The sequence below is a fragment of the Microbacterium sp. NPDC059771 genome (assembly GCF_042732495.1).
GTDB classification, from domain to species: domain Bacteria; phylum Actinomycetota; class Actinomycetes; order Actinomycetales; family Microbacteriaceae; genus Microbacterium; species Microbacterium sufflavum.
Genome location: NZ_JBHWHK010000001.1, coordinates 618173 through 640422, shown reverse-complemented (window position 1 = coordinate 640422; position 22250 = coordinate 618173). Strand labels below are relative to the sequence as shown.

General features: G+C 71.5%; 24 protein-coding genes. 8 read left to right on the top strand and 16 right to left on the bottom strand.

Features of this window, described 5'->3' with window-relative positions:
• Positions 1-21: 21 nt before the first annotated feature.
• Positions 22-468, bottom strand: coding sequence for a MarR family winged helix-turn-helix transcriptional regulator (locus ACFV3I_RS03095; protein ID WP_247638168.1), 447 nt, complete (start codon positions 466-468; stop codon positions 22-24).
• A gap of 128 nt (positions 469-596) precedes the next feature.
• Between ACFV3I_RS03095 and ACFV3I_RS03090 the strand changes: the two genes are divergently transcribed.
• Both ACFV3I_RS03090 and ACFV3I_RS03085 read left to right on the top strand, forming a co-directional pair.
• On the top strand, positions 597-833 hold the full coding sequence (locus ACFV3I_RS03090; RefSeq protein ID WP_136032935.1) for a hypothetical protein: 237 nt from the start codon (positions 597-599) through the stop codon (positions 831-833).
• A complete protein-coding gene (locus tag ACFV3I_RS03085; RefSeq protein WP_247638167.1) occupies positions 830-1375 on the top strand; it encodes a MarR family transcriptional regulator in 546 nt (181 codons plus the stop codon). Before ACFV3I_RS03090 ends, ACFV3I_RS03085 begins: the two co-directional genes overlap by 4 nt.
• On the opposite strand, the gene ACFV3I_RS03080 is transcribed toward ACFV3I_RS03085, so the two are convergent.
• The 3 genes from ACFV3I_RS03080 to ACFV3I_RS03070 all read right to left on the bottom strand — a co-directional run bounded on the left by ACFV3I_RS03080 (position 1372) and on the right by ACFV3I_RS03070 (position 3473).
• Complete coding sequence (locus ACFV3I_RS03080; RefSeq protein ID WP_168442859.1) at positions 1372-1689, bottom strand: metalloregulator ArsR/SmtB family transcription factor; 318 nt, start codon at positions 1687-1689, stop codon at positions 1372-1374. The genes ACFV3I_RS03085 and ACFV3I_RS03080 overlap by 4 nt on opposite strands.
• On the bottom strand, positions 1686-2168 hold the full coding sequence (locus tag ACFV3I_RS03075) for an SRPBCC domain-containing protein (RefSeq protein ID WP_136032933.1): 483 nt from the start codon (positions 2166-2168) through the stop codon (positions 1686-1688). Before ACFV3I_RS03075 ends, ACFV3I_RS03080 begins: the two co-directional genes overlap by 4 nt.
• Before the next feature lie 93 nt (positions 2169-2261).
• Positions 2262-3473, bottom strand: a complete 1212-nt coding sequence (locus ACFV3I_RS03070) for an MFS transporter (RefSeq protein ID WP_247638866.1) — start codon at positions 3471-3473, stop codon at positions 2262-2264.
• A 143-nt stretch (positions 3474-3616) separates the two neighbouring features.
• On the opposite strand from ACFV3I_RS03070, the gene ACFV3I_RS03065 reads away from it, so the two are divergent.
• On the top strand, positions 3617-5284 hold the full coding sequence (locus tag ACFV3I_RS03065) for an SDR family oxidoreductase (protein ID WP_247638166.1): 1668 nt from the start codon (positions 3617-3619) through the stop codon (positions 5282-5284).
• A gap of 78 nt (positions 5285-5362) precedes the next feature.
• Here ACFV3I_RS03065 and ACFV3I_RS03060 read toward each other — a convergent pair whose 3' ends face one another.
• The 8 genes from ACFV3I_RS03060 to ACFV3I_RS03025 all read right to left on the bottom strand — a co-directional run bounded on the left by ACFV3I_RS03060 (position 5363) and on the right by ACFV3I_RS03025 (position 14548).
• On the bottom strand, positions 5363-7333 hold the full coding sequence (locus ACFV3I_RS03060) for a BCCT family transporter (protein WP_372490604.1): 1971 nt from the start codon (positions 7331-7333) through the stop codon (positions 5363-5365).
• A gap of 82 nt (positions 7334-7415) precedes the next feature.
• Positions 7416-9095, bottom strand: coding sequence for an AarF/ABC1/UbiB kinase family protein (locus ACFV3I_RS03055; RefSeq protein WP_136045210.1), 1680 nt, complete (start codon positions 9093-9095; stop codon positions 7416-7418).
• A 45-nt stretch (positions 9096-9140) separates the two neighbouring features.
• Entirely contained in the window at positions 9141-9773 is a 633-nt protein-coding gene (locus tag ACFV3I_RS03050) for a PadR family transcriptional regulator (protein ID WP_247638164.1), read from the bottom strand.
• A 41-nt stretch (positions 9774-9814) separates the two neighbouring features.
• Positions 9815-10750 (bottom strand): ROK family protein, encoded by a 936-nt coding sequence (locus ACFV3I_RS03045; RefSeq protein WP_247638163.1) that lies wholly within the window; start codon positions 10748-10750, stop codon positions 9815-9817.
• Complete coding sequence (locus ACFV3I_RS03040) at positions 10747-11430, bottom strand: N-acetylmannosamine-6-phosphate 2-epimerase (RefSeq protein WP_205814397.1); 684 nt, start codon at positions 11428-11430, stop codon at positions 10747-10749. The genes ACFV3I_RS03045 and ACFV3I_RS03040 overlap by 4 nt, the downstream gene beginning before the upstream one ends.
• Positions 11427-12293, bottom strand: coding sequence for a carbohydrate ABC transporter permease (locus ACFV3I_RS03035; RefSeq protein ID WP_136036855.1), 867 nt, complete (start codon positions 12291-12293; stop codon positions 11427-11429). The genes ACFV3I_RS03040 and ACFV3I_RS03035 overlap by 4 nt, the downstream gene beginning before the upstream one ends.
• Positions 12280-13248 carry a carbohydrate ABC transporter permease gene (locus tag ACFV3I_RS03030; RefSeq protein ID WP_247638162.1) on the bottom strand — a complete coding sequence of 323 codons (969 nt, stop codon included), beginning with the start codon at positions 13246-13248 and terminating at the stop codon, positions 12280-12282. The genes ACFV3I_RS03035 and ACFV3I_RS03030 overlap by 14 nt, the downstream gene beginning before the upstream one ends.
• Positions 13249-13258: 10 nt before the next feature.
• On the bottom strand, positions 13259-14548 hold the full coding sequence (locus ACFV3I_RS03025; RefSeq protein ID WP_247638161.1) for an ABC transporter substrate-binding protein: 1290 nt from the start codon (positions 14546-14548) through the stop codon (positions 13259-13261).
• A 130-nt stretch (positions 14549-14678) separates the two neighbouring features.
• On the opposite strand from ACFV3I_RS03025, the gene ACFV3I_RS03020 reads away from it, so the two are divergent.
• The 4 genes from ACFV3I_RS03020 (at position 14679) to ACFV3I_RS03005 (ending at position 17735) form a co-directional block, all read left to right on the top strand.
• Positions 14679-15392, top strand: a complete 714-nt coding sequence (locus ACFV3I_RS03020; protein WP_136034445.1) for a GntR family transcriptional regulator — start codon at positions 14679-14681, stop codon at positions 15390-15392.
• A gap of 48 nt (positions 15393-15440) precedes the next feature.
• The gene (locus ACFV3I_RS03015) at positions 15441-16943 is read left to right on the top strand and encodes a DUF4127 family protein (RefSeq protein WP_378822349.1); all 1503 of its coding nucleotides are present in this window, start codon (positions 15441-15443) and stop codon (positions 16941-16943) included.
• Positions 16944-17022: 79 nt separating this feature from the next.
• Positions 17023-17511 (top strand): DUF2975 domain-containing protein, encoded by a 489-nt coding sequence (locus ACFV3I_RS03010; protein ID WP_378822348.1) that lies wholly within the window; start codon positions 17023-17025, stop codon positions 17509-17511.
• The gene (locus tag ACFV3I_RS03005; protein ID WP_206252005.1) at positions 17511-17735 is read left to right on the top strand and encodes a helix-turn-helix transcriptional regulator; all 225 of its coding nucleotides are present in this window, start codon (positions 17511-17513) and stop codon (positions 17733-17735) included. The genes ACFV3I_RS03010 and ACFV3I_RS03005 overlap by 1 nt, the downstream gene beginning before the upstream one ends.
• On the opposite strand, the gene ACFV3I_RS03000 is transcribed toward ACFV3I_RS03005, so the two are convergent.
• Positions 17732-18037 carry an ArsR/SmtB family transcription factor gene (locus ACFV3I_RS03000; protein ID WP_378822347.1) on the bottom strand — a complete coding sequence of 102 codons (306 nt, stop codon included), beginning with the start codon at positions 18035-18037 and terminating at the stop codon, positions 17732-17734. The genes ACFV3I_RS03005 and ACFV3I_RS03000 overlap by 4 nt on opposite strands.
• Positions 18038-18119: 82 nt before the next feature.
• Between ACFV3I_RS03000 and ACFV3I_RS02995 the strand changes: the two genes are divergently transcribed.
• Positions 18120-19352, top strand: a complete 1233-nt coding sequence (locus ACFV3I_RS02995) for an MFS transporter (protein ID WP_378822346.1) — start codon at positions 18120-18122, stop codon at positions 19350-19352.
• A gap of 10 nt (positions 19353-19362) precedes the next feature.
• Here ACFV3I_RS02995 and ACFV3I_RS02990 read toward each other — a convergent pair whose 3' ends face one another.
• The 3 genes from ACFV3I_RS02990 to ACFV3I_RS02980 form a co-directional block, all read right to left on the bottom strand.
• Positions 19363-19878, bottom strand: a complete 516-nt coding sequence (locus ACFV3I_RS02990; protein WP_247638157.1) for a hypothetical protein — start codon at positions 19876-19878, stop codon at positions 19363-19365.
• A 125-nt stretch (positions 19879-20003) separates the two neighbouring features.
• Entirely contained in the window at positions 20004-21425 is a 1422-nt protein-coding gene (locus ACFV3I_RS02985; RefSeq protein ID WP_378822344.1) for an MFS transporter, read from the bottom strand.
• 98 nt (positions 21426-21523) lie between these two features.
• Positions 21524-22090 (bottom strand): TetR/AcrR family transcriptional regulator, encoded by a 567-nt coding sequence (locus tag ACFV3I_RS02980; protein WP_378822343.1) that lies wholly within the window; start codon positions 22088-22090, stop codon positions 21524-21526.
• Between the last annotated feature and the right edge of the window lie 160 nt (positions 22091-22250).

The window sequence follows — 22250 nt, the reverse complement described above, 5'->3', positions numbered from 1 at the left end:
AACTAGTTAAATCAAGTCGGGTCAGGGGAGGTCGCCGAGCTCGTCGGTCAGGCGGCGCAGGAACCGCGAGATCGCAGCCGCCTCCTGCTCGGTGAACTCGCCGGCGAGCGCCGCCACCCGCACCGACAGCTCGTCGCCCTGCGAGTGGAGGTCCCGCAGGGAGGGACGCAGCACCTTGGACCGGGCATCCAGCGGATGCGGCGCGACCACGATCTGCCCACGCTCCGACAGGCGGCGGATCACGCTCGTCACCGCCGCAGTGCTGATGCCGAGGAAGCCGGCGAGGTCGCGGGGGGTGAGGGGACGCTCGGCCGGCGCGGTGCCGATAAAGTGCATCGCGGCCCGGTCGGTGTCGTTGGGCTCGCGACGGGCGGCGAGGCGGCGGTTGAGCTGGGCGTCGGCGCGACGGAAGTCGTCCACATCGCGCGCGAGCGACGACGTCGCCACATCCGTGCTGGTCTTCCCCATGCCGAGTACTCCTTCCCCGCAGCCCATGGTACCTCGACAGTCTGACAACGAGGCAGACTAGCGATTATTCCGCGCGATCGGGCACTTCCGGGATGCGATGATGGAGACATCGCCCCCGAAAGGATGCCATGCCCGAGCGATTCAGTCTCGAGGAGGCGTCGTACATCAGCTACGCCGATCTGCTCGAACGCCTGGAGGAGCGCTTCCCCTCCGTCACGCGACGCCGGATCGAGCAGATCATCGGCGCCGAGACCGACGCCATCACGGGCGGCCTCCTGCGCATCGTCCCGGCCGAGGTCGAGACGGGCGCGATGGAGATGCTCGAGCGGGAGGCCGGGTCGAGCGACGAGGGGGAGGTCGCGTGACCGACAGCAGAGGCGAGTTCCACGCCTCCGGATACTGGTACCCCGAGAGCGACACCGCCTCCACCGTCGACGTGCTGAACATGCTGCGCCGCTACCGCAGCGCCGAGACCGCCATGCGCGCCCGCACCCGCGCCTCGATGGGCATGAACGAGACCGACCTCGTGGCCCTGCGCTTCCTGCTCCGCGAACAGCGGGCCGGGCGCATCGTACGACCGATCGACATCGCCCGGATGCTCGACATCTCCACGGCATCGACCACCACGCTGATCGACCGCCTGGAGCGCGGAGGTCACGCGCGCCGCGAGCCGCATCCGACCGACCGTCGCGCGGGCATCGTCGTCCCCACCGTCAGCAGCGATGAAGAGGTGCGCGCGACGCTCGGCGCCATGCACCGCCGGATGCTGAGCCTCGTCGATGAGCTGTCCGACGCCGAACGCGGCACCGTGATGCGCTTCCTGGTCGGCATGACGGCCGCGATCGAAGAGGCTGCGGAGACCGACGGGGAGCATGGCGACGCCGAGGCCGCGAAGGAGATGGCCTAGAGCCCTTCCGCGATCTGCTTGATCGCGGCGAGGCGTCGGTCCCACTCGCGGCCGATCGCGTCCAGCGCGGTGGCGGTGGCCGACAGCTCGGCGCCGATCACGCGGAACCGCACCTCGCGGCCGACGCGCACCGGCTCGACCAGCCCGACTTCCTGCAGCACGCCGAGGTGCTTCGCGATGGCCTGCCGCGAGACGGGCAGCCGCCCGGCGAGGGCGGACGCGGAGGCGTCGCCCTCACCGAGCGCGGTCAGGATGCTCCACCGCGTCTCGTCGGCGAGGGCCGAGAGCACGGGCAGAAGGGTCGGCGCCGTCACGTGCGGTCCTCGACCAGTGCGACGAGCTTGTCGAGCTCGAGCTCCCAGCCGGTGCGGTGCGACTCCAGGTTCGCGCGCGGGTCGGACGTGCGGTCGAACCCGCTCTCCACGACCGTGAGCTGCGTGCCGCCGTCGACCTCGTCGAGCGTGAAGGTGAAGACGGTGGAGGTCGCCTCGTCGATCCGCTCGGGCAGGCTGCCGAGCGCGTCGTCGTTGTTCCACCGGTAGGTGATGCGGCGCGGGGCGTCGAACTCCTCCACGCGCAGCGGGATCACGTCGTAGTCGGGGAACGTCATCGTCCCGGTCGCGCCCACCCCGGAGCCCGCGAGCTCTGTGCGACCGAACCAGCGCGACACGTGCTCCGGCTCGGCCACCGCCTGCCAGACCTTGCCGATGGGGGCGTCGATGCGGATGGTCCGACGGACGGAGAAGGCTTCCTCGTCGACCACCGCTGCGTCACTGCGAGTCATGTCCACCATGATGGTTCCTTTCTCGGGTCGGCGTCGGAATGACGACGACTGCAACTCTAGCGTTGCACAGCGCCCTCTCTCTTGCAACCCTTGTATTGCAGATCAGTCGCGCGGTCGCCGCCCGTCGAGGAAGCCCGACAGCAGCACCGCGAGCAGGGCCGCCGCCGGGGCGACGATCAGCCCGGCCGCCAGGCTCTGCGTCTCCGCGAGATATCCCACGAACGGCGGCGACAGCAGGAAGCCCAGGCGCAGCAGCCATGACACGAGCGTCAGCCCCACCCCCGGACGCAGTCCCGGCAGCTCGTCGGCGGCGTGCATCGCGGCCGGGATGAGCGTGGCGATCCCGAACCCCACGGCGGCGAACCCCAGGATCGTGCCGGGAACGCTCGGGAAGGCGAGCGCGAGCGTCATCCCGACCGCCGCGATCAGGCCACCGACCGCCGCCACCGCGCGCTGCCCGAACCGATCGGTCAGGGGGTCGCCCAGCAGCCGCCCGATGAACTGCGCACCGACGAGGGCGATGAAGCCGAGCGGGGCGATCGCGGCGGCAGCCCCCAGCGAGTCGCCCAGGTACAGCGTGGCCCACGAGTTGCCCGCATCCTCCGCGACCGCTCCCGCCATCGCGATGAGGGTCAGCGCCACGATCGCGACGATCGTCCGCGGCGGCACACCTCGGCGCACCTGCCCCGCCAGCTCGCCCGGCTCGGCCGCGGCCTCCTCCGCGTCGTCGTCGCGACCAGGGAGGCAGAAGCCCAGCGCCACGAGCGCGACCGCGGCGAACAGCGCCGTCGAGATCCCCAGGTGCACGGCGAGCGGCAGGTGCAGCGCGATCGCCCCGGCGGCCATGACCCCGCCCAGCACGGCACCGATCGACCAGATCGCGTGGAAGCCGTTGATGATCGAGCGGCCGTAGCGCTTCTGCACGCGGAGGCCGTGCGCGTTCTGGGCGACATCGGTGATCGCGTCGGAGGCTCCGCCCAGCAGCAGCGCCAGGGCGAACAGCACTCCCGACGGCGCGAGGGCGGCCGACAGCAGCCCGAGGCTCGTGAGCACCGTGCCGATCACGGCGACGCGGGCCGAGCCGAACCGCCGGATCAGGACGGCCGCGAGCAGCCCTGCCGCGATGGCTCCCGCGGGGAAGGCCGCGATCGCGACGCCGTAGCCGAGGTTGTCCAGGCCGAGGGCCGACTTGATCTCCGGGTAGCGCGGGAGGATGTTTGCGAACAGGGCGCCGTTGGTGAGGAACAGCGCCGAGACGGCGATCCTGGCGCGGCGCGTCTGCCGGTCGGGCCGCGTGCGTCGAATCGATTCGATGGAAGTCACGAGTACGACCGTACCCCGTCTGGCGCCCCCTCGGCGACCGCCCGCGATCGAGGCCGCGAGCCGGACGATTATCCGCGCATCGCGACCGCCGCAAGCCCGTTCCGATCGTCCGCTCCCCCGCCTACGCTCGGACCATGAGCGAGCTCACCCAGCCCACCGGGCGCGAAGAGATGCTGCGGGCCGTCCCCCGCGCCGACGGTTCCGCTCCCCGCGCCCTCGTCCTCGGCGCCACCGGCTACATCGGCGGCCGCCTCACCCCCCGCCTGCTCAACGCCGGCTACCGCGTGCGGGTGCTCGCCCGAGACGCCGCGCGCGCCGCGTCGTTCACCTGGGGGGACGACTGCGAGATCGTCGAGGGATCCGCCGACGACGCCGACGCCGTCGCCCGCGCGATGGACGACGTGGACGTCGTGTACTACCTGATCCACTCGATGTCCGCGGGCAAGGGCTTCGAGGAGAGCGACGAGCGGGCCGCGCACACGGTCGCCCGCGCCGCCGCCGCGGCGGGAGTGCGGCGCATCGTCTACCTCGGCGGACTGCACCCCGACGACGTGACGCTCTCCCCCCACCTGCGCTCCCGGGTGCGCGTCGGCGAGATCCTGCTCGACTCCGGCGTGCCGACCCTCGTGCTCCAGGCCGGGGTCGTGATCGGCTCCGGCTCCGCATCCTTCGAGATGATCCGCCACCTCACCGACGTGCTGCCCTACATGCCCGCGCCGAAGTGGGTGCGCAACCGCATCCAGCCGATCTCCGTGCGCGACGTGCTGCACTACCTGCTCGGTGCCGCCCGCCTCGACCCCGACGTGAACCGCGCGGTCGACATCGGCGGCCCCGACGTGCTGCGCTACGGACAGATGATGAACGGCTACGCGGTCGAGGCGGGGCTCCGTCAGCGTGCGATCGCCGCGCTGCCCGTGCTCACGCCCGAGCTGGCCTCGCACTGGGTGAACCTCGTGACGCCGGTGCCGCGATCGATCGCCCGACCGCTCGTGGCATCCCTGCAGAACGAGTGCATCATGAAGGACCACGCGATCGACGAGCTGATCCCGCGGCCGGACGGCGGCCTCACCCCGTACCGCCGCGCCGTCGCGCTCGCCCTCGGCCGCGTCGACGCCGACGCCATCGAGACCAGCTGGCAAGATGCGGAGGTGTCCGGCGCGCCCAGCGACCCGCTGCCGAGCGACCCCGACTGGGCCGGACGCACCGTGTTCACCGACGCCCGCTCGGTGCGCACGCACGCCTCCGTCGCGGAACTTTGGCGCGTGATCCTGGGCATCGGCGGCGAGAACGGCTGGTACTCCTCGCCGCTGCTGTGGGCCGTGCGTGGCTGGATGGACCGCGTGGTGGGCGGCGTTGGTCTGCGCCGCGGCCGCCGCAGCCGCACCGCCGCTCGGGTGGGCGACGCGATCGACTTCTGGCGCGTCGAGGCCGTGGAGCAGACCGACGCCGGGCACCTGCTGCGGCTGCGCGCCGAGATGAAGGTGCCGGGGGAGGCGTGGCTCGAGCTGCGGGCGGTGCCAGACGGCGCGGGTGCGCGGTATGAGCAGCGGGCGATCTTCTTCCCGCGCGGCCTCACCGGACGGCTGTACTGGCTTGCCGTGCTGCCGTTCCACGGCCTGATCTTCTCGGGCATGGCCGCCCGCATCACCGCCGCCGCAGAGACCCCGGCGGCCGCGGAGACCCCGGCCGACGCGGAGACACAGGCGGACGCGGAGACCCCGGCGGACGCGGACACCCCGGCGGACGCGGAGACCCCGGCGGACGCGGAGACACAGGCGGACGCGCCGCATCAGGCGTCCTGAGCCACGGCCGCCCTCACCCGCGCGGTCGCCTGAGCCGAGGGACCCGGGTGCCGTCGCGCGCCCGGGCCCTCCGCGGCGTCAGCGGACGGGCGGACCCTCGGCCCCGGGCTGCGCGGCCTCGTCGGGCTGATTCAGGGTCTCGTCCATCGCGGCGTCCACTGCGGCTTCGACGTCGGCCGGCGGGACGATGTCGATCGCCTCGGTCGCCGCCTCGTACACCTCGGCGAGGGTGTCGTCGACCGTGTCCTCGTCGATCCATGCCAGGTCGTCCTCCGAGTGGTCGTACTCGACGGGCACGAGCGCGAAGTCGTCGCCGTACTCCTCCAGTCCGGCCATCACGCTGTGCCGCACGGCGGCGCGGGCGTAGCGGTCGCGCAGGATCATCGGGTCGCGCCGCAGATCCTTCATGAACGCGATCATCATGAACGCCATGATGATGGCGAACGGCAGGGCCGCGATGATCGTCGCGTTCTGCAGCGACTGCAGGCCGCTGCCCTCCGCGCCGCTCACGAGCAGCACCGCGGCGATCACGCCGACCAGCACACCCCAGACCACCGCGACCCAGCGCGACGGCTCTGGGCGCCCCTGCTGGGAGAGCGTGCCCATCACGAGCGAGGCGGAGTCGGCGCCGGTGATGAAGAAAATCGCGATGAGCAGGATGAGCACGATGCTCGTGACGAGGGGGAACGGCAGGTTCTCCAGCACGCCGAACAGCACCTCCTCGGGCGGGTCGACCACGAGCCCGGCGCCGTTCATCTGCTGCTGGATCGCGGTGGTGCCGAAGATCGCGAACCACACGAGCGAGATCGCCGACGGCACGACGATGACCACCGACACGAACTGGCGCAGCGTGCGCCCGCGCGAGATCTTCGCGATGAACATGCCGACGAAGGGCGACCACGAGATCCACCACGCCCAGTAGAAGATCGTCCAGCTCGACAGGAACGCCTCCGCGGCCTCACCCTGCGAGGCCGAGCGGCCGATCATGGTCGGCAGGTCGCCGAGGAACTGCACCGCGACCGACGGGATGACGTTGAGGATGAGCAGCGTCGGCCCGACGAAGAACACGAAGAACGCCAGCAGGATCGCGACGACCGCGTTGATGTTCGACAGCGCGCGGATGCCCTTCGAGACCCCGGAGACGGCCGACGCGATGAAGCACGCCGTCAGCACGGCGATGACGGCGATCAGGATGCCGTTGCCGAGCGGGCCGATGCCGCTCACCAGCTCGACGCCGTGGCCGATCTGCAGCGCACCGAGCCCGAGAGACGCGGCCGTGCCGAACAGCGTCACGATGATGGAGAAGATGTCGATCGTTCGGCCGACCGGGCCCGTCGTGCGGTGCTCGCCGAGCAGCGGCGCGAAGATCGACGAGATCAGCGGGGTGCGACCGCGGCGGTAGGCGCCGTAGGCGATGGCCCCGCCGACGAGCGCATAGAACGCCCAGGCCTGCGGGCCCCAGTGGTAGAGCACCTGCGTCTGCGCGGTGTGCATAGCCTCGAGCGTGTTCGCCTCGACCGTTCCGGGTGGCGGGTTCTCGAAGAACGTCAGCGGCTCCGCGGCGCCCCAGAACACCAGCCCGATGCCCATGCCGGCCGCGAAGAGCATCGAGATCCACGAGAACATCGAGAACTCGGGCTCCTCGTCGTCACGACCCAGAGGAATGCGCCCGTAGCGGCTGAAGCCGACGAACAGCATGAACACGAGGATGATCGTCGCGATCGTGGTGAAGAAGAAGCCGAAGTACTCCACGACCCACGCGAGCACGGTGCTGGTGGTGCCTGCGAGGTTGTCGCCCGCGAACACGCCCCACGCGATGAACCCGAGGGCGAACGCCGCCGCCACACCGAACACGAGCGGGTCGGTGCGGTAGGTGCGACCGGTCTCCTCGACCGAGACGCCCGGCACGAGCGCGGGGTGCACGCTGCGCGGCGGAACCGTGGTGATGTCGCGCACGATCTTGCGCGCGGCCTCTCCCGCGGTGCGGTGGGTGCCGGTGGGGGTCTGCGGACCGTCGGAGGGGGAATGCTTCTCGACCGGGTTGTCCATGAGAACCCATCCTCCCATGCGGGCCGCCTCGGCCAGGGCCGCCTCCGCCGGAGCCGCCGCGTTCTCCTGCGGCCGGGCGGGTCTAGCGGCCGCGGCGCCCCGCGAAGAGCGCCCCGAGCAGAGGCAGCACGGAGACGCACAGCAGCGTGATCCCGAGCGGGGGCACCGGGGCGACCAGCAGCGCGCCGCCCACGAGCATCGCGGCGAACAGCACCCCGGAGGCGATGCGGCGCGCGATACCCTCCAGCCGATCGAGGCGCCGCTCCAGTCGCGAGGTGTCGAACGACACGGTGCCGTCGTCGATGCGGGTGATGATGCGGTCGATGCGCCCAGGGAGGCGCCACGTGGTCGCGGCGTTCTCCATCGCCTGCTGGGCCATGTCCTGCATCAGGTTGCCGGACTCGTCGCGCAGCAGCCGAGCGGCGTAGGGCTCCGCCGCATCCCACACGTTGAACGCGGGGTCGAGGCCGCTGCACATGCCCGAGGTGAGCGACACCGCCCGGATCAGCAGCAGCAGGTCTTCCGGCAGCTGGAGCGGGAGGCGGCGCACCATGTCGCCGAACTCGTCTGCGAAGTCGGTGAACTCGCGCGGGTCGACGCGGCTCAGCTCCGCGAAGCCCATGCCGCCGAAGCGGGCGAACAGGGCCGTCAGGGCGCGCTCGAGCTCGGCGGTGTCGGCGGTGGGCAGCAGCACCCCGATCTCCTTCGCGGCGGCCACGAGTCCGCGACTGTCGCGCGCGGTGACCGCGATCAGGAGCATCCGCAGCCCCTCGCGGAGGTTGTCGGGGACCTCGGCCATCATGCCGAAGTCGATGAACGTCAGACGGAAGCCCCCGTCCGTGGGAACCGGGGTGACGAAGATGTTGCCGGGATGCGGGTCGGCGTGCACGAAGCGATGCGTGAACACCTGGTCGAACATGACCTCGGCGAACGCGTCGGCGACGGCCCGCGGTTCGATGCCGGCCGCCCGCAGCGCCTCGGTGTCGTTGATCTTGATGGCGGTCACGTCGGACAGCGTCAGCACGCGGCGGGTCGTGCGCTCCCACACGATCTCGGGCGCCGCGACCCGGGGGTCGTCGGCGAAGTTCTCGCGGAACCGCTCGGCGCTGCGGGCCTCGTGCAGGTAGTCGATCTCCTCCAGGCTCGTGACGGCGAACTCCTCCACGAGGGCGGGCGCATCCACCCGGTCGGCGACGATGCGCACCCGCGTGAGCCAGCGGGCGACCCGGCGGAGGGCAGCGAGGTCGACCGCGACGATCTCGTCGATGCCGGGGCGCTGCACCTTGACCACGACCTCGTCGAGCCCGGTGTCCTCCGCGTCGAGGGCCGAGAGCCGCGCGCGGTGCACCTGACCGAGCGAGGCCGCGGCGACGGGGGTGTCGTCGAACCAGGCGTAGGCGCGCTCCAGGGGGATGCCGAGCTCGGCCTCCGCGAGCGCCCGGATCTGCGGCGTGGGCACCGCGGGCACCTCGTCCTGCAGTCCCTCCAGCTCCTTCGTGATCTCGGGCGGGAGCACGTCGAGGCGCGACGACATGAACTGCCCGACCTTGATCATGAGTCCGCCGAGCTCGACCGCGAGGGTGTGGAAGCGCCGGGCGAAGCGCTGCATCCGGCGCGGGCGGGTGCGCTCCGCGACCGCGGCGAGCCCGAAGCGCGGAAGCACCAGCTCGAACCACCAGATCTTCACGAACTCGCGGCTCGCGAACGACAGGATGCGGCGGTACCTGGCGCGATGGACGCCCTGGGCTACCGCTTCCGTCATCGCGTCATCCTTCCGCCGTTCCGCGCCGGATGCCGCACGACGCGGTCAGTCCTGGGCAAGGATCGTGTACAGCCTACGGCGGGCGTCGTCGAGCACCTCGATCGCCTGCTGCACCTGCTCCGCCGAACCGCTGCGACCGACCTGCGCGGCCGCGGCGGCCAGGTCGACGCCGGCCTTGGGCAGCGCGCTGTAGCGGGGGTCGCGTCCGCGGTCCTTGTCGGAGGTGGACACCCACGGCGCCGGGGTCTCGGTGGTCTCGTCGGCGACGGCGCGACCGGCCTCGGTGAGCGCATAGGTCTTGCGGCCGTTCTGCTCCTCCGCCTCGATCAGCCCTTCGTCGGCGAGCAGCTGGAGCGTGGGGTACACGGAACCGGCGCTGGGCTTCCAGGTGCCGCCGCTGCGCTCGGCGATCTCGTTGATGATCTGATAGCCGTGCATGGGGCGCTCGGCGAGGAGCGTGAGCACGGCGGTGCGGACGTCGCCGCGCGCCATGCGGGAGCCGCCGGACGGGCGCGAGTCGAACGACTTGCGGAGCTGGTCCATCGCCTCGAAGAGCGCGCCGGCCGGACCGTGGGGTCCGCCGAAGAGGTTGCCGAGGCCGGACGCGAAGTCACCGGCACCGCTGCCGCCGGTGTTCCCGGTTCCGCCGAACGGGTTGGAGGGGAATGCGTTGCTCATGATGACCTCCCAGTCGTGAACGATAGTTAACGATATATCGCTCACGCTGGGCGTGGGGTGGGAGTTTCGACCGGCGCGAGCAGGGCCGCGCCGGTCGCCGTCGCGTCCACCCCGAACTCGGCCGGAAGGACGCGGGCCCGCGCCGGGCCCGGCATCGCCACGGCCCGATAGGCCCGCGCCACCTCGTCCAGATACCGCTCACCGATGCCCGCGACACCCCCGCCCACCGCCACCGCCTCGACGTCGAGCAGCGCGTTGGCCGCGGCGAGAGCGCGCCCGAGGAACTGCGCCCCCTGCGCGATCACCTCCGCCGCCGTCCGGTCGCCCGCACGGGCCAGGGCATCCACCTCGCGCAACGGGAGCGGTGTCCCGGTGCGCTCCCGGTACGTCCGTTCGAGTCCGGGCCCCGACGCCACGGCCTCGACGTGCCCGGGCGCCCCGCAGCCGCAGCGCCTCCCGGCGAGCTCGGCCGGCAGCGCCAGCTCGGTGTGCCCGACCGATCCCGCGGTGCCGGTCGCCCCGGCGCGGAGCCCGTCCGGGAGGACCACGGCCCCGCCGATGCCCGTGCCCACCGCGACCATCAGCAGCCCGCCCGCTCCGCGACCCGCTCCCTGGGCGGCCTCCGCGACCGCCGCCGCGTGCACGTCGTTCACGACCGCGACCGCAACCCCCGTGGCGCGCTCGAGTGCCGAGCGCAGCGGGAACCCCGCCCACCCCCGGATCGCGTCCGTGGCCGAGGTGATGGATCCGTCGGGGGCGACCACGCCGGCCGTGCCGACACCGACCGCCGTCACGGGTTCGCCGTCGGCGACCGCGCGGACCGCCTCGACGACCGCCCGCACGATCGCGTCCCCGCCCTCGCGCGCCGGCGTCGCACAGCTGCGCACGGGCGTCACCCGGCGACGGCCGCCCGCGGGATCGGGCTCGAATCCGGCGACCGCGATCTTGGTGCCGCCGATGTCGACCCCGACGATCACACCCGCTCCCCGGCTTTCGGGGTCGCCGCGACGAACCGGCGCGTGAGCGCGATCGGGTCGGTGATCGCCCCGCCGACGACCACGGCGAAGGCCCCCGCGTCGAAGGCCGCGCGCACCTGCTCCGGTGTCTGGTAGCGGCCCTCCGCGATGGTCGGGATGCCGGCCGCGGCGAGCGCGGCGACGAGATCGAGGTCGGGTCCGTCCTGCCGCGGCGAGTGCGGCGTGTAGCCGGAGAGGGTGGTGCCGACCACGGCGGCGCCCGCCTCCCACGCCCTCCTGCCCTCCTCCGCGGTGGAGACGTCGGCCATCACCGGGAGCCCGGTGGCCTGCGCGATCCGGCCGAGCAGGCCGAAGTCCGTGCCGAGCTGCTCGGTCGTGGCGTCCACCGCGATGACGTCGGCCCCCGCCGCGGCGAGGCCCTCCGCAAGAGCGACGTCGGGCGTGATCACGTTGCGCACGCCGTTCCACACCTTGTGCAGTCCGATCAGCGGCACCGCCGTCGCCGACCGCACCCGGCGGAGGTCCTCCGGTCCGTTCAACCGCAGCCCGCTGGCACCGCCGAGCAGCGCCGACTCCGCGAGCGCACCGATCACGTGGGTGTCGCGGGCCGGGGTGCCCGCTGACGCCTGGACCGAGGCGACGAGGCTGTCACGGAGCAGTTCGAGGGTGTCGTGTGTCACTTGATCGCTCCTGCGCTGACGCCGCCGATGAAGAACTTCTGGCCGATGAGGAAGATCACCACGGCCGGCAGCGTGAACATCACGCATGCCGCCATGAGCGGCCCCCACGCCACGTCGTTCTCCCCGAAGAAGGCGTACAGACCGATCGACAGCGTGTACGTCGACTGGTCGTTGAGATAGATGAGGGGATTGAGGAAGTCGGTCCACGCCCACACGAACTGGAAGATCGCCGCGGTGACGATGGCCGGGCGGGCCAGGGGCAGCACGATCGTCGCGTAGGTGCGGAACTCGGAGGCGCCGTCGAGGCGCGCGGCCTCGATCAGCTCGTCGGGCACCGCGAGCAGGAACTGCCGGATCATGAAGATGAAGAACGGCGTGCCCAGGAAGGCCGGCACGATCAGCGGCAGGTAGGTGTTCGTCGCCTCGAGCCCGTTCCACACCAGGAACAGCGGGATGAGGGTCACCTGGGGCGGCAGCATCATCGTGGCCAGCACGAGGATGAGCAGCGGGCGGGCGCCGCGCCATTTCACCTTCGCCAGCGCATAGGCCACCAGCGGGCACGAGATGACCGTGCCCAGGATGCTCATGCCCGACACGAACAGCGTGTTGCCGAGGTAACGCCACACGGGGATCTGCGCGAACGCCTCGGCGAAGTTGTCCATGGTCCACTCGGCCGGAAGCAGCGTGGGCGGCGAGGAGAACACGTCGCCCGGCGTCTTGAACGCGGTCGACAGCATCACCAGCAGCGGGAAGAGGAACAGCAGGGCGAGCAGCGCCACCGACACCTGCTGCCGGACGCGGCGCAGCGTGCGGCGCGTGCGGCGGGGCCGGCGGGCGGGGGCGGAGATCTCAGCGTGTGCCATCGTGCACCCACTTCTTCGACGACGCGAGCACGATGAGGCTCACGATGAGCGTGACGATGAACAGCGTCCAGGCCATGGCCGAGGCGTAGCCCATCTTCAGGAACACGAACGCGTTCTGGTACAGGTACATCGCGTAGGAGAGCATCGACTGCCCGGGCCCGGAGCCGGCCTGATTGAGCCGCTCCTGCGACAGGATGTAGGGCTGCGTGAAGATCTGCAGGAAACCGATGATGCTCACGATCACCTGGAACAGGGTCACCGGAGACACCGTCGGCCAGGTGACGCTCGTGAACCGGCGCCAGACTCCCGCACCGTCGAGCTCGGCCGCCTCGTACAGCTCCTTCGGCACCTCCTGGAGGGCCGCGAGGTAGATGATCATGGTGCCGCCGACGGTCCACAGCGACATCATGATGATCGCGGGCTTGGTCCATTCCGGCTGCTGCAGCCACGCCGGCCCTTCGATGCCGAACCACGACAGGAAGTGGTTGATGAAGCCGTACTGGGCGTTGAGCAGCCAGCGCCACAGGTAGCCGCCGACCACCACGGGCACGATCGAGGGCAGGTACACCAGCGCGCGGTACAGCGGCTGGCCGCGGACGGGGGTGTTGAGCAGGTGGGCTCCGGCGAGCGCGATGCCGATCGCGAGCGGCACCCCGAACACGGTGAGCACGGCGGTGTTGGCGAGCGACTTCCAGAACACCCCGTCCGCGAACATCTGGGTGTAGTTGTCCAGGCCCACCCACTCGGGCGCCTGGAAGAGGTTGAAGTCGGTGAAGCTGTAGTACGCCGAGGCCACGATCGGGTAGGCGAACAGGAACAGGAAGCCGACGATGAACGGCGCGGCGAAGGCGAGGCCGATCAGCGTCGTGCGGCGGCTGCGGCGCCGCCGGACGGGGGCGCCGGGCCCGGCGGGAGTCGTCTCCCGCCGGACCCGGGGTGTGGTGGCCGTGGTCACGGAGCGCCGCTCACTTCGAGGAGTAGGAGGACATCCGCTCCTCGACGGTCGCGATCGCCTCCTCCGGGGTGGCCGTCAGCCGCACGACCTCGTCGAACGCGGTGGCCAGGTCGGTCGCGTACTCCGCGCTGTACGGGCGGCTCGCGAGGGACTTGGCGTTCGGCGAGGAGGCCGCCTCGGCCCAGACGCCGAAGTCCTCCAGCTCGTCGAAGGCCGCGCTGCCGGCGAGGGAGGAGCGGCCGGGGAGGTTGCCCAGCGCGACGGCGAACTTCTCCATCGGCTCGTCGCTGACGAGGTAGGCGAGGAACGTCGCCGCCTCTTCCTTGTGCTTCGAGTTGGCGGGGATGAACAGGGTGCTCGCGGTCACCTGCGTGCTGTTCTCCAGCTCGGGGGTGGCGGCGGGGATGGCGGTGACGCCCCATTCGAAGTCGGGGGCGATCTTGGCCGCGCTGGCCGAACGCCACTCGCCGTCGATGATCATGGCGACCTGGCCGCTGAAGAACGGGTCCTGCGCCGAGAGGTACTCGCCCTGACCGGAGACGAACGTGGCCATGGCGTCGGCGCCCACCGGCTCGATCACGTTGTCCTGGTACCACTGCAGCGCTTCGAGGTTGCCGTCCTCCGCCGGAGTCGGGCCGTCCTCTCCGTCCCAGCTGCCGCCGAACGCGTAGCCGAGAGTGGTGAGCGTGGTGCTGTCGTTGGCGGAGCCCAGGCCGAGCTGGGTGATCTTGCCCGAGGCGTCCTTCTTGGTGAGCTTGGGGATGGCGGCGGCGAGCTCGTCCATGGTGGTGGGCGGGGTCACGCCCGCCTCCGCGAGCAGCTGGGGGTTGTAGAGCAGCTGGAAGCTGTGGATGGCGATGGGCAGCGAGTAGATCTTGCCGTCGTAAGTCATCTGCTCCATCGCGCTGGGCACGAAGTCGTCGACGTCGATGTCCTCCGCGGCGATCGCGTCGTCGAGCGGGGCGAGGATGCCCTTCGAGGCCCAGGCGCCGACGGTGTTCCCGAAGTTGTCGGAGATGTCGAACGAGCCGTTGGACGACGACATCGAGGTGAGCTGCTTCTGGGTGTCGGGGCTGGAGACGCCCTTGACGACGATGTCGTCCTGGCTGGCGTTGAAGTCGGCGATGATCGCCTCCAGGGCCTTGGCCTCCTCCCCTCCCCACAGGTACGAGAACGTGATCTCGGTGGGGCCGTCGGCGTCGCTGCCGCCTCCCGCGCATCCGCTGAGGGCCACGACCGTCGCTGTGGTCAGTCCGGCGGCGACCAGGGCGCGCCGGCGCATGTGCTGCTTCATGTGCATGGGGAGTTCTCCGCTCATCGTTGACCTTGCAAAAGGATTGGAATAGACCAATTCGGAACCGCTGAGAACAGACATTGACACACCTGGGGGCGGTCGTCAAGATTGGGTTAGTCCAAATGAGGGGGAAGCCATGACGATCGAGGGTGTGACGAAGCACGAGCGGGTGCGCCGGCATCTCGAGGAGGTCATCCAGCAGGGCCTGGCGCCACACGAGAAGCTGCCGACCGAACGCGATCTCGCCGAGTCGCTCGAGGTCAACCGGCAGACGGTGCGCCGGGCGCTCGACGAGCTGGAGCGCGACGGGCTGGTCTACCGGCTCCAGGGCGCCGGCACCTTCGTCAGCGCCTCGCGCATCAGCAAGGCCTTCGAGCTCACGTCGTTCTCCGAGGACATGCTCGCCCGCAACATGCGGCCAGGATCGCTGTCGGTCGACGTGTCCACCGCCGCGGCGGGGCAGACCACCGGCTACGCCTTGAACCTCAGCCCGCAGTCGCCGGTGGTGCGGATCCGCCGCGTGCGCACCGCCGACGACATCCCCATCTGCCTGGAGGTGTGCTCGATCGCGGCCGACGCCGTGCCGGGGCTGGAGGAGGGCATCGTGGGCGACTCGCTCTACGAGGATCTGCGCACCCGGTTCGGCATCTCGGCCGTGCGTGCCGACCAGGAGATCCACGCGGTCGTGCTCGACGAGGAGCAGGCCGCAGCCCTGCAGACACCCCCGTTCTCGCCCGCGTTCCTCGTCAAGCGCACCACCTACGACGCCCGTAGCCGCCCGCTGGAGTACGCCGAGTCGGTGTACCGGGGCGACCGCTACTCCTACCTCCTCTCGATCTCCCGCCCCTGAGCGTTCGCGCTCCCGACCGGCAATCCCTTCACCGACGAAAGGCTCCTCGTGTCCGACCCGACCCTCCGCCCGCGCATCGCCCTGCTCCCCCTCGACGACCGACCGGTGAACGTGAAGCTGCCCGGCGACGTCGCCGCGGTCGCGGGCGTGACGCTCGACGTGCCGCCCGCCGAGATCCTCCCCGCATACCGGACGGCGGGCGACGCGGACGCGCTCGGCGCCTGGCTGCGGGAGCGCGCGGCCGACCCGGCGACCGTGCACCTCGTGGTGTCGGTCGACATGCTGCTCTACGGCGGACTCATCGCGAGCCGGACGAGCCACGACACGACGCGTGACGTGCTGGCGCGTCTCGACGTGCTGCGCGAGGTGCGGCGGATGCGCCCCGAACTGCCGCTCTCGGCCGTCTCCCTGGTCACGCGCGCCAGCAACTCGTACTCCGCGGCCGAGGAGCCGGAGTACTGGACGGCGCACGGCAAGGAGATCCACGCCCTCGGGGGCGACGCCCACCGGCTGCTCGGCGAGACCGACGTGCTGCCGCTGGAGGAGCTGACACCCGTGCCGGCCGATGTCGTGTCGGACTACGCGACGCGGCGCCTGCGCAACCACATCGTCAACCTCTCGACCCTCGGGCTGGTCGAGGACGAGACGCTCGACTTCCTCGCCATCACCGCCGACGACACCGCGCCGTTCGCGGCGGGAAGCGCCGAGCAGGTGTGGCTGCGGCACTGGATGCGGATGCTGCCGTCGGGCCGTCGCGTGCTCATGTACCCGGGCGCCGACGAGGTGGGGGCGGCGCTCGTCGCCCGAGCTCTCGCGGGGAACGCCGGGGTGACGGTGTCGTTCGCGATGGCGTGCGCCGACGCCGCGGGGATGGAGCGGATCCCGCCGTACGAGAACATGTCGCTGGCGGCCTCGGCGAGCCGGCAGATCCGCGCGGCCGGTGCCGTCGAGGTGGCGGCGGACGCCGACGTGACCCTGGTGCTGCACGCCCCCGATCCCGACCGGCACGACATGTTCCGCGGGCGGCCCGATGTGGTCGACACCGCGGCCGTCGCCGGCACCGTCGCCCTGGTGCGGGAGCGGCTGGAGGCGGGCGAGCGGGTCGCGCTGGCCGACGTGCGGTATCCGAACGGGGCGGACGAGGCGCTGGTGCGCGCGCTCGCCGACGCCGACCTGCTCGGGCGGCTGGAGGCGTTCGGCGGCTGGAACACGGCGGGGAACACGCTCGGCAGTGTGGTCGCGGTCGCGGCCGCCGCGGTGGTCGGCCGGGCCACGGGGTCGTTCGACGAGCGGGCGGCGCGGATCGCCCTGCTGACCCGGCTGCTGGACGACTTCGCGTATCAGGCCGTCGTGCGCACGGACTCCGGGCCGTCGCTGTTCCCCGACATCTACCCGCTGGCGGACGACGCGCGGGTGGCCGAGGCGTCGCGGGTGATCCATGCGGAGCTGACGGCGCTGCTGGAGTCGATGCTCCCCGCCGACGGCGTGCGCATCGACGAGCTGACGCTGCCGTGGCGGCGGTCGTTCGAGATCGGCCTCGTGCTGCGGTAGTTCCGGCGGCCGTCGTTCGCGCTTGCCTCATCGAACGATTAACGATAGATTCCTGTTGTTTCTCGCCGGGAGGTGTCGCATGGCCAAGGGAACGACGATCGCGCTGCAGGTGGTGATCGCCCTCGCCCTGCTCGGGTCGCTGGTGGTGCAGACGGTGATCGCGCCGCTCGTGTACGCCGACCTGGAGGGGGAGGCGACGTGGGCGCGCATCACGCTGGTCGCGATCCTGGTGCTGGGCGTCGCGACGATGCAGGTGTTCGGGGTGTGCGTGTGGATCCTGCTCCGGAAGGTGCGGCGGGGATCCCTCTTCTCGACATCCTCGTTCCGCTTCGTCGACACGATCATCGGCGCGATCAGCGCGGCGGCGGTGCTGGCGTGGGCGCTCGCGGCCCTGCTCGCCCCGGGCGAGATGGCGCCCGGTGTCGTCGCGCTGATCGGCGGTGCGGGAGTGGTGCTCGCCGGGATGGCCCTGCTCGTCGTGGTGATGAAGGCGCTGCTGCGGCAGGCGATCGACCGCGACGCGGAGGCGCGGGCCCTGCGGTCCGAGCTCGACGACGAGGTGATCTGATGCCGGTGGTCGTCGACATCGACGTGATGATGGCGCGCCGGAAGATCGGTGTCGGCGAGCTGGCGGAGCGCATCGGGATCACCCCCACCAACCTCGCGGTGCTGAAGAACGGGCGCGCGAAGGCGGTGCGGTTCACGACGCTCGATGCGCTGTGCGTGGCGCTGGACTGCCAGCCGGGCGACCTGCTGCGGTGGGTGCCGGACGACGGGGCGCCCGCGGACTAGCCCTGCAGCACGGAGTCGAGCAGCCCGGGGAAGCGGGCGTCGAGGTCGTCGCGGCGGAGGGTGAGGGTGCGGCGCCGCCCGTTGGGCTCGTTGCGGATGACGCCGGCCTCGCGCAGCACCTTCATGAAGTGCGACTTGGTGGACTTCGGCAGGTTCGGGTCGGTCGCGTGGCAGGAGGCCATATCGAGGGGACCGTCGGCGAGCTGGCGCGCGATGGCCAGTCGCTCGGGGTCGCTGAGCGCGAAGAGCACCCCGGTCAGCTGGATCTCGGAGCGCTCCGGGTGGGGCAGGTCGCCAGGCATGGTTCGAGAATAGTTGAACAATGGCGCGAGGGCGAGTACGCTCCGAGAGTTCGATGATTCTCGAACTGTCAAGGAGCCGCGCATGACCACCACCGAGCCCATCGTCACCGCCCCGCCCGCCGCGCCCCGGCACCCCCGCCCGACCGCGACGCGCACCCGGCTCGGCTTCGTGCTCGTCGTGGTCGCGCAGATCCTGATGATGGCGGGAGCGAGCGCACCCTCGCCGTTCTACCCCGTGCTCGCGCACGACATCGGGTTCGCGCCGGTCGTGATCAGCGCGGTGTTCGCGGTGTACGCGGTCGCACTGCTCCTGACGCTCCTCACCGCCGGGTCGCTGTCGGACCACGTGGGGCGGCGACCGGTCGCGGTCGTGGGGTTCCTGATGCTCGCGGGGAGCATGTTCCTGTTCTGGCACGCCGACGCCGCGTGGGTGCTGTTCGTGGCGCGCATCCTCCAGGGCGTCGCGAGCGGGGCGCTGATCTCGGCGCTGTCGGCGACGGTGCTCGACTTCGCCCCCGGGGGTCGAGCGAAGACGGCCGCGCTGTGGAACGCGCTGAGCCCCGGCATCGGACTCGCGCTCGGTGCGCTCGTGTCGGCGGTCATGCTCGACCTCACCCGGGAGGCGCTGCTCGACGTGTTCGCCCCGCTCACCACGGTGTACGTGCTGCTCGCAGCGCTGTTCCTCGTCGTGCCGGAGACGGCTCTGCGGCGGCCGGGCGCGTGGGCGTCGCTGAGCTTCCGCCTGTCGATCCCCGCCGCGATCCGGGGCGACTTCTGGCGTGGAGCCCCGGCCGTCGTGGCGGGGTGGGCCACGGGCGGGCTGTTCCTGTCGCTCGGCGCGAACATCGTGGCGCGTGAGCTCGGCGGCGTCGCGCACGTGTGGCAGGGCCTCGGCGTGGTGCTGCTCGCCGGGGTCGGGGCGGTCACGGCGTTCGCGATGCGCGGGCGCTCGGCGCACACGAGCGTGCTGTTCGGCACCGCGGCGCTCGGCCTCGGCACCCTGCTGTCGCTCCTCGCGCTCGGGGTCGGCTCCCTCCCCTTCTACCTGGGCGCGGCCGCGGTCACGGGCATGGGCTTCGGCACGGCGTTCTCCGGTGTGGTCGCGTCGCTCGCACCGCGCATTCCCCCGACCGAACGCGCCGACACCTTCGCGGTGCTGTACGTGCTCTCCTATCTCGCGTTCGGCGTGCCCGCCGTGGTCGCCGGGTCACTCGTCGGCGTGGTCGGGCTGGAGGCGGTGTGCGTCGGGTACGGGGTGGTGGTGATCGGGCTCGCCGCGGTGGCGTTCACCCTGCGGGTGCGGGCGGGGCGGTAGCTCCGGGCGGTCAGGGGGTCGTCATCGGGGTGGTCGACACGTCGATGATCCCGAGCGGGAAGGGGCTCACGACGGACCAGGACCCCGAGGTGAACTGCTCGAGATCGATCGACTGGAACCACACCTGCGACACCACGACGGCGATCACGACGAGCACGCCGGCTCCGTACATCGCGCGCTCCAGCGTCCGCAGTGCCGCACGCTCGTCGGCAGCCTTCGTCACGCGACCGAGCGCGATCAGGAAGATCGCTGCGAGGGCGACGTAGACCAGCACGTTGGACTGAAGCGCCATCGAGACGCAGACGGGGGCCTGGTCGACCGACCGACCCTCGGAATCGACGAAGCCGCCGCTGCCGTCGTAACCGCCCGGGCAGTAGCTCTTGCTGCCCGTCATGAAGGCGGAGTAGACGACGCCCGCGACCACCATCCAGATCAGAGTTCGTCGAATGCCCGCGATCACCACGGCGCCCGGGAGCGCAGAGGCGGCGGTCTCGATGTGCTGCGACGGTGGCGGCGTGAGCGACACGGGGTCTCCTTCGCGGTCGGTCCCCTTCATCATGGCGGAGGTGCCGGCGGAGAGGAAGGGTGCAGGTGCGCACGCAGCGGCCCCGCGCGCGCCCGGAGGCGACGCGCGGGGCCGACTGCCGCATCTCAGCGGCGGCGCCACACCGCGACGGTTCCCGCGCCGATCACGGCGAGCGCGGCGGCACCGAGGAAGAGCCAGGAGAAGCCGCCCGTCATCGCCTCGGCGGCAGGGACACCGGCGGCATCGAGCGCCGAGGTGCGCAGTCCCGCGATCGTTCCGAGGACCGCGAGGCCGACCGCACCTCCGATCTGCTGGCTGGTGTTGATGAGTCCGCCCGCGAGTCCCGCCTCTCCCCCGTCGACCCCGTCGACCGCGAGCTGGGTCGTGGCGACGAACGCGCCCCCGAGTCCGATGCCGATCAGCAGCGTCGGGCCGAGCAGGTGGACGAGGAAGACCGCGTCAGACGGAGCGAGCGCGAGCCACACGAGCCCACCGGCGAGCACGAGGAGCGAGGCGGTCAGCACGCGTCGAGCGCCGGCACGACCGATCAGCGCCGGGACGACGCCCGCCACAACGACCAGGGCACCGGCGAGCGGCAGCTGGGTGAGGCCGGTCGTGAGGGCGTCGTACCCGAGCACGGCCTGCATGAACACGGAGAGCGCGAAGAACAGCGCGACCATGGCGGCGCCGCCGAGCAGCATCACGACGTTGCCGAGGGCGAGGTCGCGGTTGCGGAACACCGCCAGCGGGAGGAGCGGCTCCGGCGCGCGACGCTCGATCAGGAGGAAGGCCGCGCCGAGCACGAGCGCGACGGCGAAGAGCGCGAGGGGCAGCGGGTGGACGAAGCCGAGCTGCTCGACCGCGCTGAACGCCCCGACGAGGGCGACGAGTGCCGCGGTCACGCTGATCGCACCGGCAGCGTCGAGGCGACCGGAGGCGCGGACCGTGTCGCGGGTGATGAGGAGCGGGACGGCGATGAGCACGAGCGCTCCGACCGGGACGTTCACGAAGAACACCGACTGCCACCCGAGGGTCGCGGTGAGCACGCCGCCGAGGAGCACGCCGGCCGCGGAGCCGATGCCCGCGACGGCACCCCAGACGCCGATCGCTCTGGTGCGTTCGGCGTCGTCGGGGAAGAGATGCGTGAGCAGGGCGAGGGCCGCGGGGGCGAGCAGCGCGGCGGATGCCCCCTGGAGTGCGCGCGCGGCGAGGAGCATCTCGGGCACGATCGAGAGCCCCGCGAGGGCCGAGGCGACGACGAACCCCGCGGTGCCGAGCAGGAACACGCGGCGGTGGCCGTAGCGGTCGGCGAGCCGCCCGCCGAGGAGCAGGAGCCCACCGAACGCGAGCACGTAGGCGGTGATGACCCATGCGAGCGCGGCCGTGTCCATGCCGAGCTGCTGCCCGAGCACCGGAAGGGCGATGTTGACGATGGAGGCGTCGAGCACCACGAGGAACTGCGCGAGCGCGAGCACGCTCAGGGCGAGCCAACGGCGGGTGCTGCGCAGAGGGGCTGCGGCGGAGGTGAGCGGAGTGAGGGTGGTCATGGTTCTCTCTTCTCTGTCGTGTCGGTCGGTGTGGATTCAGGGAGAGTGATTACTCACTCACTCTCGCAGGCACGCGAAAGGGCGCGACCCCCGGGGGCTCAGTCGGGGTGGGTGATGCCCGCGGTCAGGAGGGCGACCCAGTCCTCGGGCCGTCCATCGAGCTGCGTGGTGACGATGAGGTGGCAGAGCTGCCCGTAGGCGATGAAGCGCTGCACGTCCTCGTCGCTGCCGCCGGAGCGGGACTGGACGTAGGTGGTGATGCGCCCCAGCCCCGCGCGCAGCGCTTCACCGATCACCTCGATGTCGGCCACGGACTGCGCGTGCACCTGGAGCATGAGCAGCGTGCGGTCGGAGATGAGGTGGGCGTAGGCATCGCCCATCGCCTCGAGCACGGTGGCGGACTTCTGGTCCTGCGCGGCGTCGGCGCCCTCCTCGAGGGCGACGAGGATCGCGTCGAAGCACGCGTCGAGCGCGGCGACGAAGAGCGCCTCCTTGCCGGAGTACAGCTTGAACACGTAGGCCGGGGAGATCTTCGCCTCGCCCGCGACATCGGCCACGGTCGTGCCGTGGAAGCCCCGGCGCGCGAACGCACGCAGAGCCGCAGCAGCCACGAGCGGACGGCGGGCGTCGGCCGTGGAGAGGACGGAGCTTCGGGTGGCGGGCATGAGAGTGACTGTACACTCACTCTTGAGGGCGGGGCAAGAGGTGCGGTGATTGCGCGGGCTGAAGCGGGCGGACGGTGCACGAGCTCGCGGTGATGCGCGGACTGCAGCGGCGGGAGGTCCGGGGCAGACGCGTCGTGGGTTCGCAGGGCTGTGGCGGCAG

Bases quoted from the DNA above. Each gene is read 5' to 3' on its own strand.
- ACFV3I_RS03065 (WP_247638166.1), top strand. From the start codon at position 3,617: ATGAGCGAGCTCACCCAGCCCACCGGGCGCGAAGAGATGCTGCGGGCC.
- ACFV3I_RS03055 (WP_136045210.1), bottom strand. From the start codon at position 9,095: ATGACGGAAGCGGTAGCCCAGGGCGTCCATCGCGCCAGGTACCGCCGC.
- ACFV3I_RS03010 (WP_378822348.1), top strand. From the start codon at position 17,023: ATGGCCAAGGGAACGACGATCGCGCTGCAGGTGGTGATCGCCCTCGCC.
- ACFV3I_RS02985 (WP_378822344.1), bottom strand. From the start codon at position 21,425: ATGACCACCCTCACTCCGCTCACCTCCGCCGCAGCCCCTCTGCGCAGC.
- ACFV3I_RS02980 (WP_378822343.1), bottom strand. From the start codon at position 22,090: ATGCCCGCCACCCGAAGCTCCGTCCTCTCCACGGCCGACGCCCGCCGT.
- ACFV3I_RS03060 (WP_372490604.1), bottom strand. From the start codon at position 7,333: ATGGACAACCCGGTCGAGAAGCATTCCCCCTCCGACGGTCCGCAGACC.
- ACFV3I_RS03050 (WP_247638164.1), bottom strand. From the start codon at position 9,773: ATGAGCAACGCATTCCCCTCCAACCCGTTCGGCGGAACCGGGAACACC.
- ACFV3I_RS03000 (WP_378822347.1), bottom strand. From the start codon at position 18,037: ATGCCTGGCGACCTGCCCCACCCGGAGCGCTCCGAGATCCAGCTGACC.
- ACFV3I_RS03025 (WP_247638161.1), bottom strand. From the start codon at position 14,548: ATGCACATGAAGCAGCACATGCGCCGGCGCGCCCTGGTCGCCGCCGGA.
- ACFV3I_RS03005 (WP_206252005.1), top strand. From the start codon at position 17,511: ATGCCGGTGGTCGTCGACATCGACGTGATGATGGCGCGCCGGAAGATC.
- ACFV3I_RS03020 (WP_136034445.1), top strand. From the start codon at position 14,679: ATGACGATCGAGGGTGTGACGAAGCACGAGCGGGTGCGCCGGCATCTC.
- ACFV3I_RS03075 (WP_136032933.1), bottom strand. From the start codon at position 2,168: ATGGTGGACATGACTCGCAGTGACGCAGCGGTGGTCGACGAGGAAGCC.
- ACFV3I_RS03095 (WP_247638168.1), bottom strand. From the start codon at position 468: ATGGGGAAGACCAGCACGGATGTGGCGACGTCGTCGCTCGCGCGCGAT.
- ACFV3I_RS02995 (WP_378822346.1), top strand. From the start codon at position 18,120: ATGACCACCACCGAGCCCATCGTCACCGCCCCGCCCGCCGCGCCCCGG.
- ACFV3I_RS03035 (WP_136036855.1), bottom strand. From the start codon at position 12,293: ATGGCACACGCTGAGATCTCCGCCCCCGCCCGCCGGCCCCGCCGCACG.
- ACFV3I_RS03090 (WP_136032935.1), top strand. From the start codon at position 597: ATGCCCGAGCGATTCAGTCTCGAGGAGGCGTCGTACATCAGCTACGCC.